This is a genomic window from Nocardia sp. A7 (genome assembly GCF_046549215.1).
Classification (GTDB): domain Bacteria; phylum Actinomycetota; class Actinomycetes; order Mycobacteriales; family Mycobacteriaceae; genus Nocardia.
The window spans coordinates 98,655-117,236 of sequence record NZ_JAJPWE010000001.1; the positions used below are offsets into that span (position 1 = coordinate 98,655).

The window sequence follows — 18,582 nt, forward strand, 5'->3', positions numbered from 1 at the left end:
TTGCCCGCTTCGGGGATTTCTCGACTTCGGGCACGGCAGACTTCCTTCGCTACAGAATTGAACGACGTTCAAAATAGCAGGCGACCAGGTTGGCGTCGCGACCGCAGGCACCGAACCGGGCCGCCAGGTGGGCCACCTCGCCGAGAGATAACGCGGTTATCGATCCAGTCGCGCGTTGAGAATCCGGGCGATGTCGGCGATCGCACCCGGTTGGGTCATTGCGAGGTGGGTCGCATCGATGTCGAAAATCGACATCTGCCCGCGGACCACCCGCGCCCATCCCTGGTGACCCGTGGCATCGGAGCGCCGTTCGCGGGTCGCGGTGAAATAGAGCATGTCGCTGTCCAAGACCGCGGGATGCCACGCACCGGCTGCCCGGATCGCCAGGTTGTAGGCATCGGTCAGGCGCTGGATCCGGGCGGCGTCGATACCGAGGCTGGCCCCCAGGTGCCGTTCGATCAGCTCGGCGGCCTCCTCGGCAGTCGCGTCGGGGCTGACGAAATCGACGCCCATGACCGGGCCGAGATTGCTGATCAGCTCGCCTGCCGTGACAGCGCGCAACGTCGACTCGTCGACACCGCCCACCTCGGCGTCCAACAGTGCCAGCAGCGCGACCTGCTCACCGGCAGCGCGCATCTGGACAGCGATGGTATGGGCGATCGCACCACCCAGTGACCAGCCGAGGAGGTGATAGGGGCCGTGTGGCTGCACCGCGCGAATCTCGTCGAAGTAGCGAGCGGCCATGTCTTCGATCGAGGTGGGACCGGGCATCTCACCGCCGATCTGTGGCGCTTGGATGCCGTAGATCGGTCGATCGTCGGAGAGGTAGCGGTCGAGTGTGCGGTAACACCACGACAGGCCCAACGCCGGGTGGATACAGAACAGCGGGGCTCGCTCACCACCGGTGCGAATCGGCAGCAGCGTGTCGAAGCCGACATCGGTCCCGTCGACGGTGGGATCGGAGTCGATTCTGGATTCGATCCGCTTCGCCAGGTCGGCGGGGCAGGGATCGGACAACATCCAGCTGATCGGAACCTCGTAGTCGAGTTCCTTGCGCAACTCGCTCACCACCTGCACCGACTTCAGCGAGTTACCACCCAATGCGTAGAAGTCGTCATCCGCGCCAACCCGGTCCACGCCGAGTACCGTCCCGAAGGCCCGTGCGACCTCGCCTTCCAGCCACGACGACGGCTCCCTGAACTCCGCTGCCGCGATCACCGGCTCCGGTAGCCGCAACGGGTCCAGCTTGCCCGACGTGTGGAGGGGCACCGTGTCGAGCACCATGATCGTGGCGGGCACCATGTAGTCGGGAAGTTTGGTCGCCGCGTGCGCCGAAAGCGCCTCGGTATGGACCGTGGCGCCCGCGGAGGGCACGACGTAGGCGACGAGGTGCTCCATCACACCGATGGGGCGCACCACAGCGATCGCCCGGGCGATGCCGGGGTGCTCGGCGAGTACTGCCTCGATTTCGCCGAGTTCGATACGCAGGCCACGCAGCTTCACCTGGAGATCGGTGCGGCCCAGGTAATCCAGTTCGCCCGTCCGGCGCCAGCGCACCAGGTCGCCGGTGCGGTACAGGCGTCGGCCGTCGCCGTACGGGTCGGGCACGAACCGTTCCGCGGTGAGGCCCGGCCGTGACTGGTAGCCGCGCGCGAGCTGGGTGCCCGCCAAGTACAGCTCCCCGGCGACGCCGGGCGGTACCGGATGTAACCGGTTGTCGAGTACGTATGCCCGCGTGTTCCATACCGGTGAGCCGATCGGCATGTTCCCGCTCTCGGCCTCGGTCACCCGATGCGCGGTCGCGCACACGGTGCACTCGGTCGGCCCGTACAGATTGTGCAACCCGACCCCGGGCATTATTCGCCGTGCCGCGGCCAACGTCTCGGGGCCGAATGCCTCACCACCCACCAGCAGCGTTCGCACCGACTCGAGCGACTCCGCTGGCGCCATGTCCGCGAGTACCGCCAGCATCGACGGCACGAGGGCGGTGAACGTGACCCGCTGTGCGGCAATGGTTTCGGTCAGATAGGCCGGGTCGGTGTGCCCGTAGGCCCGCGCGATCACCAGCCGCGCGCCCACTGCCAGTGGCGCGAACAGCTCCCACACCGACATGTCGAACGTGGCCGGAGACTTCTGCAGCACCACGTCCTTCGGCGTCAGCTCGTAGGTCTCGTTGACCCACCGCACCTGGTTGACCACCGAACAGTGCGATACCGCAACACCCTTCGGTCGACCGGTCGACCCCGAAGTGAAGAGTACGTACGCGACGTTGTGCGATCGCAGCGGTGCGAGCCGATCGGCGTCGGTGACCGGCGCGTCATCGAATCCGGACAGCTCCAGCCCATCGAGAGACGACAGTTCCAGCGCCGGTGCGGCGATGGCCAGCATGTAGGCGATGCGGTCTGCCGGCAGGTCCGGATCGACCGGCACGTACCCGCCGCCGGCGGCGTGCACCGCGTAGATGGCGGTGACCTGGTCCAGTGAGCGCCGCATCCGCAGCGCCACCAACGACTCCGGACCCACTCCGCGGGAGATCAACCACCGCGCCAACCGGTTTACGCGGGACGCGAATTCCGCATAGGTCAACGTCTGTTCGGCGGCTGTCACCGCGGGCCGGTCCGCGTGCGCCTGCACGGAGTGGGCGAAGACGGCGGCGAGCGTCTCGCCGGCAGGACGGCTGCGATCGGTCGAATTCCACTGCGTCAGAATGGTTTCCCGTTCGTCGGCGCCGAGGAGATCCACCTCGTGTACCGGCTGTGTCGAATCGGTCACCAGCGCGCCGAGCGATCGCAGCAGGCGATCGACGATCGCTGTCGCTGTCGTCGCGTCGAAGAGGTCGCTCGCGTAGATCACCCCGCCGCTGATACCGGCCGGGCCACCGGCGGAGTCATAGGAATCCGACATCGTGATCAGCAGATCGAACAGGGCGATATCGGTGTCGGCAGTCATGGCCGACGCCGAGAGCCCCGGAAGTTCGAACTGGGCCCCGGCAACGTTCTGGAATGCCAGCATCACCTGGAACAGTGGATGACGGTCGTGCGACCGCACCGGGTTCAACTCCTGCACCAGACGCTCGAACGGAACATCGGCGTGCCCGAACGCGGCCAGATCGGTTCCGCGCTGTTGTTCGAGAAGCTGGGTGAACGTCATCCCCGGCGTCAACCGGGTCCGCAACACCAGGGTGTTGACGAACATCCCGACCAGATCGTCGAGTTCGGGCTCGCCGCGCCCCGCGTACGGTGTGCCGATCGCTATATCGTCGGTATCGGCCAGCCGGGCCAGCGTGGCCGCGAGCGCAGCGTGGAAGACCATGAACAGCGTCGTGTTGTGCGCTCGCGCGACCTGCTGTAATCCCGCGTGCAGATCGGCATCGATGGCTATCGGTACGCTCGCGCCCGCATGGGTCCGCACGTGCGGACGCGGTCGGTCGGTCGGTAGCTCCAGCAACACCGGAAGCTCCGCCAATTCGAGTGTCCAGTAGTCGATCTGGGCGTGTAGCACCGATTCGGGATCGTCTTCGGACCCCAGCACCGTCCGCTGCCAGATCGCGTAGTCGGCGTACTGCACCGGCAGCACCGGCCAGCTCGGCGTCTTCCCGAGCAGGTGTGCGGTGTACGCGGCCATCACGTCCCGTGCCAGCGGGCCGAGTGAGGACCCGTCGCAGGAAATGTGGTGCACCACCACGGCCAGGACCCACTCGTTCGGCCCGAGCTCGTACAACCGTGCCCGCACCGGCGCCTCGACCGTCACATCGAACACCGTCGAGACGAACGCCGACAACGTCTCGGCCAGTTCGGGTTCCGCGACCGAGGTCACGGTCATCGGCGCGAATGCCTCGGCGGCGGGAAGCACGAGCTGGGTCGGCTCACCCTCGAAATAGGGGTAGACCGTCCGCAGTACTTCGTGCCGGTCCAGCACCTCCTCGATCGCCACGCGCAGCGCGTCGAGATTCAGCTGTCCGGACAGCCGCAGCACGATCGGAATGCTGTAGGCGGCCGAGCCGGGCTCGAGCTGGTTCAGGAACCACATCCGCTGCTGTGCGTACGACAGGGGAATTCGCTGCGGCCGTGGCTGTGCGGTCAGCGCTACCCGACCGGTGTCGGCCTGCGATTCGGCGCGCGCGGCCAACCTTTCGACCGTCGGCGCCTCGAAGATCATCGAGACCGGGATGGTCGCGTCGAGCGCGGCACCGATCCGCGCGGCTACCCGGGTGGCCACCAGGCTGTTGCCACCGAGGGCGAAGAAGTCGTCGTCGGCGCCTACGGGACCGTCGACGCCGAGGATGTCGGCGAAGACGCCCGCCACTATCTCCTCCACCGGTGACACCGGGGCCCGGAATCGCTTGGCCTGGACAACGGGTGCGGGCAGGGCCGCGCGGTCGAGCTTTCCATTCGGCGACAGGGGGATCGCGTCGAGGATCATCACCGCGGCGGGCACCAGGTACGACGGCAGCACTTCGACCAACGCCGCACGCAACTGTTCACCCGACAGGCTCGCCCCGGTTTCGGGTACCGCATAGGACACCAACTGCGCCGGACCCGTACCGACACGCCACGGCACCGTGACCGCGTACGCCACCTCCGCCCGCGCGCTCAGTGCCGCGTCGATCTCGCCCAGCTCGACCCGGTAGCCACGGATCTTCACCTGGAAATCGTTGCGTCCCAAGAACTCCAGGTTGCCGTCGACATTCCAGCGCACCACATCACCGGTCCGGTACATGCGACGTCCCGGTTCGCCGAACGGATGCGCCACGAACCGCGTCGCATCGGTAGCCGGCTTGTTCAGGTACCCGCGCGCCAGCGCCCGGCCCGCCAGATACAACTCGCCGGCCACTCCCACCGGCACCGGTCGCAGCCGGGCATCGAGAACCAGCGCCTGTATACCCGGCAGCGGGGCACCGATCGTCGGCCGGTCATCCGGTCGCAGTGCGCCCGTCGCGGTGGCGAGCATCGTGGCCTCGGTCGGCCCGTACAGCACCTGGAACTCCCGGGCGCCCGCGAGGTCGGTGCCCGCCCATCGGCTCACCAGGTCCGCCGGGACCTCCTCACCACCGGACATCACCATCCGCAAGTCGTCCAACCCGGTCGGATCCACCGACGCGAGCGCGGCCGGGGTGATGAAGGCGTGGGTGACCCGCTGCACGCGCAAGAACTCGGCCAGCTCGGCGCCGCCGTAGATCCCCGTCGGCGCCACGATCAACGCACCGGCCCGGCTGACCGCGATCAGGATCTCCATCAGTGCGGCGTCGAACGACGGTGACGCGAAATGCAACACCCTGGACGTGTGCTGGAGTTGCCGGTCGGCGCGCCGCCCCGAGACGAAGTCGGCGATGCCGGCATGTGTGATGGCGACGCCCTTCGGCACCCCGGTGGATCCGGAGGTGAAGACCACGTAGGCGACATCCGAGGCCCGCAGCGGCCGCGTCCGCTCGTCGTCGTCGATCGGGCCGCTCGTCGCCGCGTCGAGCTGCGCGGCGACGGCCGGGTCGTCGAGCACGATCCAGTCCACCGAATCGGGTAGCTGGGCGCGCACCGACGACACCGTAATCCCTAGCGTCGCACCGGAATCCGACACGATCTGCTCGATCCGGTGTGCGGGATAGCTCGGGTCGACCGGCACGTATGCCGCACCCGACCGCACCACCGCCCACCATGCGACGACGGACTCCGTCGACCGCGCTGCCGCCGCCAGCACCGGGTTCTCCGGTCCGGCGCCACGGCGGATCAGCATTCTCGCCAGCCTGCTCGATCGGTCGTCCAGCTGCGCATACGACAGCGTGGCATCCCCCGCGACGACGGCGAGACCGTCGCCGTTGTCCCGGACGGCCGAGGTGAACACCTCCGGCAGCAGCCCGGACGGCTCCAGGTCCGCCACGACGTGTGCCCCGACCCGCGACGTGAGCGCCGAACGCTCGTCGGCTTCCAGCCAGTCGATATCGCCGACCACTACGGCCGGATCGTCGGCGACGGCTTCCAGTACCCGCACCAGCCGCCGGACGATCGCCGCTGCGGTCGCCTCGTCGAACAGATCCCGAGCGTAGGTCAGTATTCCCGACATACCCTGCGCCACAACGGCATTGCCGGATGATTCGGCCAGCACCAGTTGCAGGTCGAACTGGATCGCCCCGGTATCCACATCCGCCCGCGCGACCCGGACGTCGGGCAGCACCACATCGACCGTCGACACGTTCTGGAACGCCAAGGCCACCTGGAACAACGGATGCCGCGCCGCCGATCGCTCCGGGTTCAACTCCTCCACGACGCGCTCGAACGGCACGTCCGCGTGCTCGAACGCCAGCAGGTCCGTCTCCCGGGTGCGCATCAGCAACTCGGCGAACGGCTCGCCCGTGTCCACCCGGGTCCGCAATGCCAGCGTGTTCACGAACATCCCGACCAGCTCGTCCAGACCAGGCTCGCCCCGCCCCGCGACCGGGGTGCCGATCACTACGTCATCGCTGTCACTGAGCCGCCCCAATACTGTTGCCAGCGCCGCGTGCATCACCATGAACAGCGACGTCCCCCGCGACCGTGCCAGCGCGACCAGCCGCTCGTGCAGCCGCGCGCCGATCTCCACCGGTACCCGGCCTCCCGACAGCGACGCGACAGCCGGGCGTGGGCGGTCCGCCGGTAGTTCCAGCCGGTCCGGTGCACCCGCGAGGGTCGAGCGCCAGAACTCCAGCTGCTCCGACATCAACGACGCCGCATCGTCCGCGGCCCCCAGCATCTGGCGCTGCCACCACGCGAAATCCGCGTACTGCACAGCGAGCGGTTCCCACAGCGGTGCCTGCCCGGCCCGTCGCGCGACATAGGCCACCATCACATCACGGGCCAGTGGGCCCATCGACTGACCGTCGCCGGCGATGTGATGGACCACCAGCACCAGCAGGAATTCTGCTGTGCCGCTGCCGCGCTCGGCGCCCAGCTCGAACAATCCCACGCGCATCGGCACTCGGGCAGTCACATCGAATCCACGGCGCACGAACTCGCCGACCACGTCCGGGACCGAATCCGTCGCCACTCGCACCGACATCACCGGCACCGGGTGCTCGTCGAGAACGACCTGCCGTGGCTCACCGGCGACTTCGGGATATATCGTCCGCAATACTTCATGGCGCGCGACCACGTCGGCGAGCGCGGCAGCCAGCGCTTCGGTGTCCAGCTGTCCCGACAACCGCAGCATCACCGGAATGTTGTGCACCGCGGAGTCCGGCTCGAACCGGTTGAGGAACCACATCCGCTGCTGTGCCAGCGACAGCGGCACGGAGTCGGGGTGCACGCCCGGCAGCAGGGGCAATCGGCCTCCGCCGCTGACCGCCGCCGCGAGCCCGGCCAGTCCGCCGACAGTCGGCGCCTCGAAAACCGACCGCACCGGCACGCGCGCGTCCAGGGCCGCGCCCAGGCGCGCCACTACCATCGCGGCGCTCAGGGAATCGCCGCCAAGCGCGAAGAAGTCGTCGTCGACTCCCACCCGGTCCACGTCGAGCACCTGCTCGAATGTCAGCGCGACCAGCTCTTCCACCCCTGGCGACGGCGCCCGGAATTCTCGCGTGACGGCAAGCGGCTCGGGCAACCGCTCGCGATCGAGCTTCCCGTTGACGGTCAGCGGCACCTCGTCGAGCACCATCACCGCGGACGGCACCGCGTACCGGGGTAACGCCGCGGCCAGTGCCGTTCGCAACTCCTCGCCCGACACCTCCGTGCCCGTCGCGGGTACGACATAGGACACCAGCAGCACCGGTCGCCCGCCGTCGCGGCGCGGCACCGTGACCGCATAGGCCACATCCGCACGCGCACCGAGCACCGCGTCGATCTCCCCGAGCTCGACCCTGGTGCCGTGCACCTTCACCTGAAAATCGTTGCGCCCCAAGAATTCCATCGCACCATCGGCGCCGCGGCGCACCACATCGCCGGTGCGGTACATGCGCTGACCCGGCTCCGCGAACGGGCATGCGACGAACCGCGCCGCGGTCAACCCCATTCTCGCGGCGTACCCCTCGGCCAGACCGGCGCCGAACAGATACAGCTCGCCCGCGACACCGTGGGGCACGGGCCGCAACCAGGTATCCAAGACGATGGTCGCGACAGGGCCCACCGGCCTGCCGATCGTGATCGCGGCACCGGGCGACAGTGCGTCGCTGGCGGTAGCCCAGATAGTGGTCTCGCTCGGCCCGTAAAGATTGACCATGGTGCGATGCGGCGCCCACCGATCGACCAGTTCGGCACCGACCGGCTCACCGGCTGTCGCCAGTACACGCAGCCCGTCGAGACCGTCGCTCGAGACTGTCGCCAGCGCCGAGGGAGTGATCACCGCATGCGAAACATGTTCGCGCCCGATCAGTTCCGCCAGCTCGGGTCCGGCGTAGACATCGGCGGGCGAGACGACCAGTCGGCCGCCCGAGCCGTGCGCCATCAACAACTCGAACACCGAGGCGTCGAAACTGGGCGAGGCGACCTGCAGTATCACCGACATCGGATCGACGCCGAGTATCCGCCGCTGCGCCGCGACGATATCGGCCAGGCCGCGATGGCTGACGAGTACGCCCTTGGGCACACCGGTCGACCCGGAGGTGTAACTCACGTACGCGGTCTGATCCCGCCGAATCGGTCCGCCGCGTTCGGCATCGGTGATCGGCACAGCGGGAACCGAGTCCTCGGCGTCGAGCAGCTGTTCCTGGTCGAGGATCAGCCAGTCGACGCCGTCGGGGCGACGTTTCCCGGCGGACGTGTCGGTCAGCGCGAGCGCGGTTTTCGAGTCCGACAGCAGAAATTCGATCCGCTCCGCTGGCAGTGTCGGGTCTATCGGCAGGAAAGCGGCACCGGTCTTCGCCACGGCCCACAGGGCGAGGGTCGCCGCCAGGGATCGTGGAAGCACAGCGGCGACAACCTGTCCCGGCCGGACACCGTGCCGCAGCATGGCCCGGGCCAGACGTGCGGATCGCTCGTCGAGCTGCCGGTACGTCAGGTCGTTCGCATCGCATCGCACGGCGATCGCGTCGGGTTCGGCGGCAGCGCCGGCGGCGAGTATCCGGTCCAGCGTGTCCGGGATCGCCGGTCCCGCACCCGAAACCGGCCACGACGGGCCCGGTTCCTCGTCGAGCGCCAGCTCGCCCAGCCGTACGTCGGCGTTCGCGGCGATCCGGCCGAGCAACTCGACGAAGCGGTCGAGGATCCGGCGCGCCGCCGCGGTGTCGAATGCGCGGTCGTGGAATCGGAGGGTGATCCGCAGTCCCTGTGCTTCACCGTGCTCGGACTGTTTCGGTTCCACGACCAGGCTCAGCGGGTACGGCGTCGCATCGACACCGCTGAGCTCGTCCACCCGCAGGCCCGCCGAATCGATGAGTCGCTGCAGTGCCGTCCGGTCGACGGGGAACGACTGGAAAGTGATGGCGGTGTCGAAGAGTTCGGGCAGGCCGACGCTGCGGTGGATCTCCGGTAGGCCGATATGGTGATGTTCCAGCATGTCGGCGTGCCGCGCCTGAATGCCGGTCAGCAACGCGCGCACCGTCATCGTGGGTTCGAGCGGGACTCGCACGGGAATCGTAGTCAGAAACATGCCGAGCGTCTGATCGACCAGCGGCAGCTCCGGGGGCCGTCCCGACACCGAGGACCCGAAGATCACATCGGTCTCACCGGTCAGTACGCGCAGATTCAGGGCCCAGGCCGCGGCGACCGCCGTATTGATGGTGACGGCCGTCTCGGCCGCCACGCGACGGAGTTCTCCGAAACGATCCGCCGTCAGCTCGGCCCCGACCTCGCCGGCGGATACCGAACCCGTCGTGCCCGCGTCGCGGGACACCCGGGTAGGGGCGTCGACATCCGAAAAAGCTTGCGCCCATGCCGCTTTGGATGTGGCGCTGTCCTGCCGACCCAGCCAGGACAGATAGTCGCGATAGGAGGGAGCAGGTCCGGCGGAGTCGATATGGTCGGGCGACCCGTAGTAGTCGAGCAGTTCTCGCATCAGCAGCGGCATCGACCAGCCGTCCAGGATCACATGGTGATTCGTGACGAGCAGCCGGAAGGACCCCGCGTCGAGACGGATCAGCGTCAAGCGCAGGAGCGGCGGAGCCGACAGGTCGAATCCCGCCGCCGCGTCCGCCGCGGCAATCGATCCCGGATCAGCCGGGGATTGCGCATCGCCACCGCCGGCGAGATCGATCTCCCGGAACCCGACCTCGGCATGGTCGAGCACGATCTGGCACGGCCCGGCCGCGGTCTCCACAAAGGCGGCCCGCAGGATGTCGTGCCGGTCCACCACGGCCTGCGCGGCGCGGCGCAGGCGCTCACCGTCGACCGCGCCGGAGAATCCGATCGTCGTCTGGACGGTGTAGTTGTCCCCGGCGTCCGGGTCGAACGTCGAGTGGAAGTGCACACCGGACTGCATGGGCGACAACGGCCATACGTCGGACAGGCCGTGGTACCGCTGCTCGAGCCGAGCAATGTCGGGTGGTGTGAGCGCGACGAGCGGAGCGTCCGAGGCGTGATCCGTCACCGGAGCCGCAGCGCCGCCTGCCATCGCGGCGAGGGCCGCAACTGTCTTGCCTTCGAAGACATCTCGCGGCGTGAGCGTGAGCCCGGCCGATCTGGCCAGCGCCACCAGCCGCATCGAGACGATACTGTCCCCGCCGAGGGCGAAGAAGTTGCTGTCGGCGGACACAGTGTCCAGATGGAGCACCTCGGCGAAGAGTTTCGCCACCACCTGCTCGGTAGGTGTGGACGGCGGCCTGCCGCCTGTGACATCGGATTCGAAAGCCCGCTGCTGCAATGCTTTCCGATCGGTCTTACCCGTAGGCGTGCGCGGCATCTCCTCGAGCCGCACGATCGCCGCGGGATTCATATAGCGGGGTAGCGAGCTCGAGAGATCGTCGACGAGTGCCGCCACGTCCACCGCGGCACCCGGCGCGGCGACGACATAGGACACCAGAACCGGTTCGCCTGCAGGCCCTTTCACCGCAACGGTGGCGACGCTGCCCACATCCGGGTGCCGGGCCATGTGGGCATCGATTTCCCCTGGCTCGATCCGCAGGCCGTGAATCTTGACCTGCTGATCGCATCGGCCCAGGTATTCCAGGACCGATCCGGTGCGGCCGCGGACCCAGCGCACGGAATCGCCGGTGCGGTAGATCCGCTCACCGCGGGTGGATCGCGGATCCGCGACGAAGCGTGACGCGGTCACGCCCGGTCGATCGACGTACCCGCGGGCAAGTCCGGGCCCACCGATATAGAGTTCGCCCGCGACACCCACCGGCACCGGTCTCAGCCATGTGTCGAGAACGATCGCGGACGCGCCCCGGATCGGGCCGCCGATCGTCACCGGCTCGCCGGGTACGAGGGCATCCGACCCCGTCGCCCAGATCGTGCACTCGGTAGGTCCGTAGTGATTCATCAGCCGTCGCCCATGGCCCCACCGGTGCACGGTGTCCGGCTCGGTCGCTTCGCCGACGACCGCGAGCGATGTCAGCGACGGCGTCCGGGACGGATCCATGGTCTTCAGCACCGACGGGGTGATGATCGCGTGCGAAACCCGCTGCGCACGAAGCAATTCCTCGAGGTCGGTCCCGGCGTAGACCTCCGGCGGTGCCACCACGAGACCGGCGCCACTGCCGTGCGCCAACAGCAACTCCGACAGGCAGGCGTCGAATCCCGGCGACGCGACCTGCAACACCACCGAATCCGTACCGACACCGAAGGCATCGACTTGCGCCGCGACGAGGTCGGCCAGGCCTCGGTGGCTGAGGTGGACCGCCTTCGGTGTGCCGGTCGATCCGGACGTATAGATCACGTAGGCCGCGTTGTCGGCCGACAGCCGGTCGGCCCCGGTGGGGAAATCTGACGGACGTGGTGCAGCCTCAGGAGAAGCCGAAGCGTCCAGAATCAACCAATCGACACTGTTCGGAAGCTGTGGTGCGACAGCGCTGGTCGTCACGCCGAGACCGGTCCGGGAGTCCGATAACAACGCCTCGATCCGGGCGGCGGGATTGCCGGGATCCAACGGCAGGAAGGCGGCACCGGTTCTCGCCACCGCCCAGATCGCCACCACCAGTTCGGCCGAACGGGGAACGGCCAAGGCGACGATCGACTCGGCGCGAGCACCGTGGTCGGCCAGCAGGCGAGCGAACCCGTCGGCGCGACGCTCCAGCTCACGATAGGTCCACGTGGTGTCACCGCACCGGACAGCCACGGCATCCGGATATTTGCGCGCGGTCCCCCACAGGATGTCGCGCAGCACGAGCTCGGCGGCGGGCTCCTCGTTGCCGATCGAAAGCAGTTCCGCTCGTTCGGGATCCCAGCATGCGGAGATCGCGGCGACCTTCCGGGTGGGATGCCTGACGATCTGCGTGAGCAGGAGCTCGAATCGTTCGAGCAGCGTGCGGACATCGTCGGAATCGAATCGGTCGGTGGCGAATTTCAGCGTCACCGTGTAGGTGCCGGGCTCGTCGGCGGTGTCCGGTCCGCCGTCGCGACTCGACCGCGGCGGGGACACCTGCAAACTCAGCGGGTACGGCGTGGCGTCGTGTGCGTCGATCTCGACGAACCGCAAGCCGGCGTCGGAGAGATTGCGCGCCAACAGTTCCCGGTCGAGCGGATAGGATTCGAGCACCGTCGCGGTGTCGAACATATCGGTGATACCGGTGGCTCGTTGCAGCTCCGCCAAGCCGACGTGCTGATGATCCAGCATCGCGGCCTGGTCGGATTGCACGCGGACGAGCAGGTCGCCGACGGTTTCGTCGGGTTCGAGGCGGACTCGGACGGGCAGCGTGTTGACGAGCAGCCCCACCATGCGCTCGATATCCGGAATCTGCGGCGGGCGGTGCGCGATCGTATTGCCGAACACCACATCCGACCGTCCGGTCAGGGCGGCCACCAGCAAGGCCCACGCCACCTGCAGGGCCGTATTGGCAGTGACGCCGTGTGAGCGGCCGAGATCGAGAAGCGCGGCGGTGGTCGCGGCGTCCAGGTTCAGGCCGACTTCACCGGCGTGCGCGGTGACGGTCCGATCCGGCGTGCCCGTGACCCGCGTCGGACTGTCGATTCCGGCGAGCATCTCCCGCCACGCGGCGATTGCGGCGTCGCGATCCTGCGCATGCAGCCACCGCAGGTACTCGCGGTACGAACGAGGGGGCGCGAGCTCGGCGGTGTCGCCGTCGGATGTGTACAACGAGAGCAACTCGTGGATCAGCAGCGGCATCGACCAGCCGTCGAGCACGAGGTGATGGTTCGTGACCAGCAACTGGAAAGTATCGACGTCGGTGCGCACGAGGTGGAAACGCACCAGCGGTGGGCGGGCCGGGTCGAACGGAGCCGCGGCCGCCGTCGCGAGTCGCCGAAGTGCTCGCGCTCGTCGGCCGACATCGCTGATATCGGTGATACTCGACTCGCCCCAATCGACCTCGGTGTCGCGCAATACGATCTGACGTGGTCCATCGCCACTCTCGACGAACGCGGTCCGCAGGCTGTCGTGCCGGTCGATGAGCACCTGCGCGGCCCGCCGCATCCGCTCACCGTCCACCTGCCCGGCAAACGTCAGCGCCGCCTGCACGATGTAGCCGTCGTCGCCGTCCCGGTCGTAGACCGTGTGGAACAGCAGCCCGGTCTGCAAGGCGGTGAGCGGCCACACATCGATCATCGACGGGTATTCCGCCAGCCAGTGGTCGACATCGTGCTGCGATACCGCGGTGAGCGGGAAGTCGGAGGGAGTGAAGCCGTATCCGTTGCCGGATCGGACGTGCTCGGCGAGCGCCCCGAGGGCTCGAGCCCACAGCCCGGCGAGCTCGTCGACCTCCTCGCTGTCCAGCACCTGCGAGGCGAACTCCCAGGTCACGTCGAGTTCGAGCCCGTCGCGACCTTCCTCGGCGATCGCATTGACATCGAGCACGGCCGACATCGCCATCCCCGGATCGCTCGTCGCGGTCAGTGCGGTGAACTCGGTGGTGGGTACCCATGGCCCCGAGCGTTCACCGACACCCACCCGCCCGAGGTAGTTGAAACTGATCTGCGGTTCGGGCAGGTCCGCGAGCTCGGCACTGCCGAGATGGCGCAGCACCTGATAGCCGATGCCGTTGTTCGGCACCGCACGTAACTGCTCCTTCGCCTGTTTTATCGCCAGTCCAGCACTGATGCCGCCGGCCAGCGCATCGTCGAGGTCGACACCGTCCCACTCGATCCGAACCGGGAAGCGGGTGGTGAACCAGCCCACGGTGCCGCTGAGATCGGCGCCGGGTACGGCCCGCTCCTCGCGGCCGTGTCCCTCCAGCGAGATCAACTCTGCGACGGTCGCCGCCGTACCGCGCCTGCGTCGCCACGCACCGAGTGCCAGTACCAGGGCCGCGAGCAGCGGATCGTTGGCGCTGCAGTGGAAGCGGTCCGGAATGGTGGTGAGAACCGCCTCGGTGACCGCTGCCGGGATGCGCTGATGTACCCGGCCCGCCGTGGCCCCGACATCACGATCCGGAACCAGACGGCGCGATCCGAGTAGCTGCTCACCTCGCGCGAGTACGTCTTTCCACACGTCGAGCTCCGCCGCCCGTCTGCCCGGCGCCCGCTCCACCAGGCCGTGCGCCCACCGCCGGAACGAGGTGGTGACCGGACCGAAATCCGGTTCGCCGCCGTCGGAAACCTGCGACCAGGCCCGCGCGAGGTCGGCGAGGATGATGCGCCACGACACCACGTCGACGGCGAGATGGTGAATCACCAGCCACATCAGGTCCGGTCCTGAGCCGTCGCGATCCCGCATCCAGACGGCTTGAACGAGCACACCTTCGCCCGGGTCCAATCGATCCGCGGCCTGCTGCAGGTGCCGGTCGACTTCGGCGGCGTCACGTCGATCGAGCCGAACATCGACGAGCGCGGCGTCCGGGTCGACCGCTTTCCGCTCGAGGACCTCGACGTACCGATCGATTGCATCGCCGCGCAATACCGCGCGCAGCATGTCGTGGCGGTCCAGCAGGGCTCCCAGCGCGCGCACGAGGCCCGCTCGATCGACCCCTTCGGGGAGCTGCACGAGCGCGGCCTGCCCGAATCGGTCGTAGTGACCCCGATCGAGCATCGCGCACATGATCGGCGACAACGGCATCTGTCCTACGCCACCTCCGGGCAACTCGTCCAACTCGGGGGTATCGCTTACTTCCGTCGCCGTGGCCGCCAAGGCCGCGACGGTCTTGTGCACGAACACGTCCTGGGTGGAGAAACTCAGGCCCTCGGCCTTGGCCCGCGCCACCAGCCGGATCGACAGAATGCTGTCGCCGCCAAGGGCGAAGAAGCTGTCGTCCGCCCCGACGAGGGGCACGCCGAGCACCTCGGCGAACAGACTCGCGACCGCCTTTTCCCGGACGGTGGCAGGTGCCCGGCCGACCGGTGCGGTCCCGAATTCCGGCTTCGGCAGAGCGCTGCGATCGAGCTTGCCGAAGGCGTTCACCGGGAGGCTGTCCAACGCGAGGATCACCGCCGGGACCATATGCGGCGGCAGCGAGTCGTGGGCGAAGCGCTGGAGTTCGAGCGGTTCGATCCGACGGCCGCTGACCGGGACCACATAGGACGCCAGCACGGTCGTGCCCGCGTTGTTGCGCACCGGCACCGTCACGGAGAGGTCCACGTCCTCGTGTGTGGTGAGCACGGCGTCGATCTCACCCGGTTCGATCCGGTATCCACGGATCTTGACCTGGAAGTCGCCGCGCCCCGTCAATTCCAGCGTCAGCGCGGCGTTGTCGCCGGTCCAGCGCGCGATGTCGCCGGTGCGGTACATCCGCTCGCCGGCGTCGCCGTACGGATCCGCGACGAACCGCGCGGCGGTTTCGACGAACAGATGGCTGTATCCCCGGGCCAATCCCGGCCCGGCGAGATACAGCTCGCCCGCGGTGCCCTTGGGCACCGGTTGGAGCGTTCGGTCCAGCACCATCGCCGAGACGCCACGAATGGGGCCACCGACCAGGTGCGCGTGGCCGGGTCTGAGCGTCGCGCCGACGGCGGTCACCGTGGCTTCGGTGGGACCGTATTCGTTGTACATGGACAGCAACGGTGTCCACCGCTCGATGACGTGCGGTGGACACACGTCGCCGCCGACCACGAGCACTCGCAAGTCCGTCGCCGACTGCGGGTCCACGGTCGCCAGCATCGTGGGCGTCAGCGTCAGGTGGGTCACGTGCTCGTCGGCCAGCAGTCGCGTGAGCGGCTCGCCGCCGGTCGTCTCGGGCGGCACGATCACCAGCGTGGATCCGCTCGCGAAGCAGGTCAGAAATTGTTCGAGGGAGGCGTCGAAACTGGGCGAGAGGGCATAGGACACCCGAGAGGTCGTGTCGATTCCGTACGTGGCGGCGCGGTCGGCGACCAGATTCGCGAGACCGGTGTGCGTGACCTGGACGCCTTTCGGCGCTCCGGTGGATCCCGAGGTATAGGTGATATAGGCGATATCGGACGGCCGTAGTGGGCGGATACGGTCGAGGTCGGAAATCGGCCCGCTCGCGGCGGGGTCATTCCCCCGAGTTGCGGGGTCATCGAGAACCACGGAACGCATCGTCGGTGGGAGCCGCTCGCGCAAGGCGTCGATCGTGATCGCCACGGCTGCGCCGCTGTCGGCGACCATGTGTTCCAAACGCTTCCGCGGGTACTCGGGGGCCAACTGGACGAACGCGGCCCCGCATTTGGCGACCGCCCACGTCGCCACGACAGATTCGATCGAGCGTCGCAGCATGATCGCCACCGCCGTGTCCGGCCCACAACCCAGCGCGCTCAGCTGCCGGGCCAGCTGGGAGGATCTGCTGTCCAGCTCGCCGTACGTCATCGTCTGCCCGGCCGAGACGATCGCGCACGCACTACGATTCCGGCCCGCGCTCTCGGTCAGAATCTCCGGAAGCAGTCGTGTCCGGACCCCGCTCGCCCCCCGCACCCGCGGCAGCGCAGACCGCTCCGCTACGTCGAGCAGCGACAACCTGCGGACCGGACATCCCGCTCCCCCGGCGAGGAATTCGTGCAGAAACATACGGAACCGCCGGTGGTGACCAGCGAGCTCGTCCGGGCTGTAGGCGTTCGGATTTCCCTGGAAGTCGATATGTGTACTCTCTCGGCCCGCACCCGGGTAGATATTGACGAAAAGGTCGGCGGTAGGGCCTGACGTGAGGACGTTCAGGCGGCCTGTCGTGTTGCCGAGCACCACCTCGTTCTCGATCATCATGAGGTTCACCGCCGGGCCGAAGGATGCCGCCTCGTCGCGCGCGATCCCCATATCGTGGAATATGTCCTCCTGGCGGTAGCGCTGCCGCCGAAGCGCGCTAGTCAACTCACTCTGCACAGCGGTGATCAGTTCACCGACGCTGCGGCCTGCGACCCGCACCCGCAGTGGGACCACGTTCGCCACCATCCCCCCGGAACGGCGCAGGACAGCGGAGTGCCGACCCGACACCGGCAAGCTCAGCATCACCTCATCGCTTCCGGTCATCCGCGCGAGATAAGCGGCGAACGCGGCGACGATGGTCGGAGCCACGCTCTGACCGTGTTCGAGCGCGACGCTTTCCAGCAGACGCGCGGTGGCGTCGGGCAGTTCGGTGCTGACCAGCGCCGGATGAATGGTGGGCTTGCCGACGCGACCGGCCAGGCTGACAGCGGGCGGCGCGCCCGCCAGGTGCTCCTGCCAGTATCTGCGGTCGTTGTCGAAACGCGTCGAATCCCGGTACGCCAGATCCTGCTCGACGATGACCCCCAGGTCCTGTGCCGCGCAAGGTGGCGGTTCCTCGGACTTCACCCAAGCGTTGTACAGCTCGGTCATCCGGTGCAGCATCGTTACCGCGGCAAATCCGTCGAGCGCGATATGGTGCGCGCGCTGGTACCACAGGAAATGGTCCTCGCCGACCTGGAACACAATGCTCGTCACGAGGTCGTCGTTCAGCACGTTCAGCGGAGCGGAATAATCTTGAACCATCATTGCTCGCGCAGTCGCGACCGGACCGGCGTGATGGCGCAAGTCCATGACCGATACCGGACCTCCACGGTCCTCGTCGACGAACTGACGTGGCTCTCCGTCGACCTCGATCAGTCGCGTATGCCCTGAACCGAACTCGCGACTGGCAGTTCTGCAGGCCTCGGCAAGCAGCTCGGCATCCAACTCGCCCACGATCTCGACGTATTGGGCCACAGAAATCGGTGACGATTCCGTGAGGTGCTGAGCGAACCAGATCCCTTGCTGCGCCGCCGTCAGTGGAAGGATCTCGAATGGCGGGTTCTTACCCGGATCCTTTTTTCGGGGAGAACGAAATGAGCCGATTTCCAACCGCTTCGACCGGTCCTGACTGCCATCGACGCGACTCTTTCGGCCCATTTCGACCTCCGTTGATACCGCTCACTTCAAGAGGTCGATTATATAGCCGAAATGTTGCCTGATTCGATTGCCGGGACCTTGCAACATGGTCACGAAGACAGAATCGGACGTTTAGGAATTCGCAGCCGTGCCGAATAGCCCCCCGACCTCGCTTACCTCCGCTCGACGCCCTCGCGGGTGGGTCGTCGCGGTGATCCGCCCACCGCCAGATCGCCGAAGCGCATGGAACAGGTACCGAATTCAGCACGATTACGAGTCGATCCGCACATATGACACACA

1 protein-coding gene is annotated in these 18,582 nt (G+C 67.6%); it reads right to left on the reverse strand.

The genetic code is table 11. The features are described 5' to 3' along the window. Positions 1–156 precede the first annotated feature (156 nt). On the reverse strand, positions 157–18,303 hold the full coding sequence (locus ACLJPD_RS00490) for an amino acid adenylation domain-containing protein (protein ID WP_410869669.1): 18,147 nt from the start codon (positions 18,301–18,303) through the stop codon (positions 157–159). Positions 18,304–18,582 lie beyond the last annotated feature (279 nt).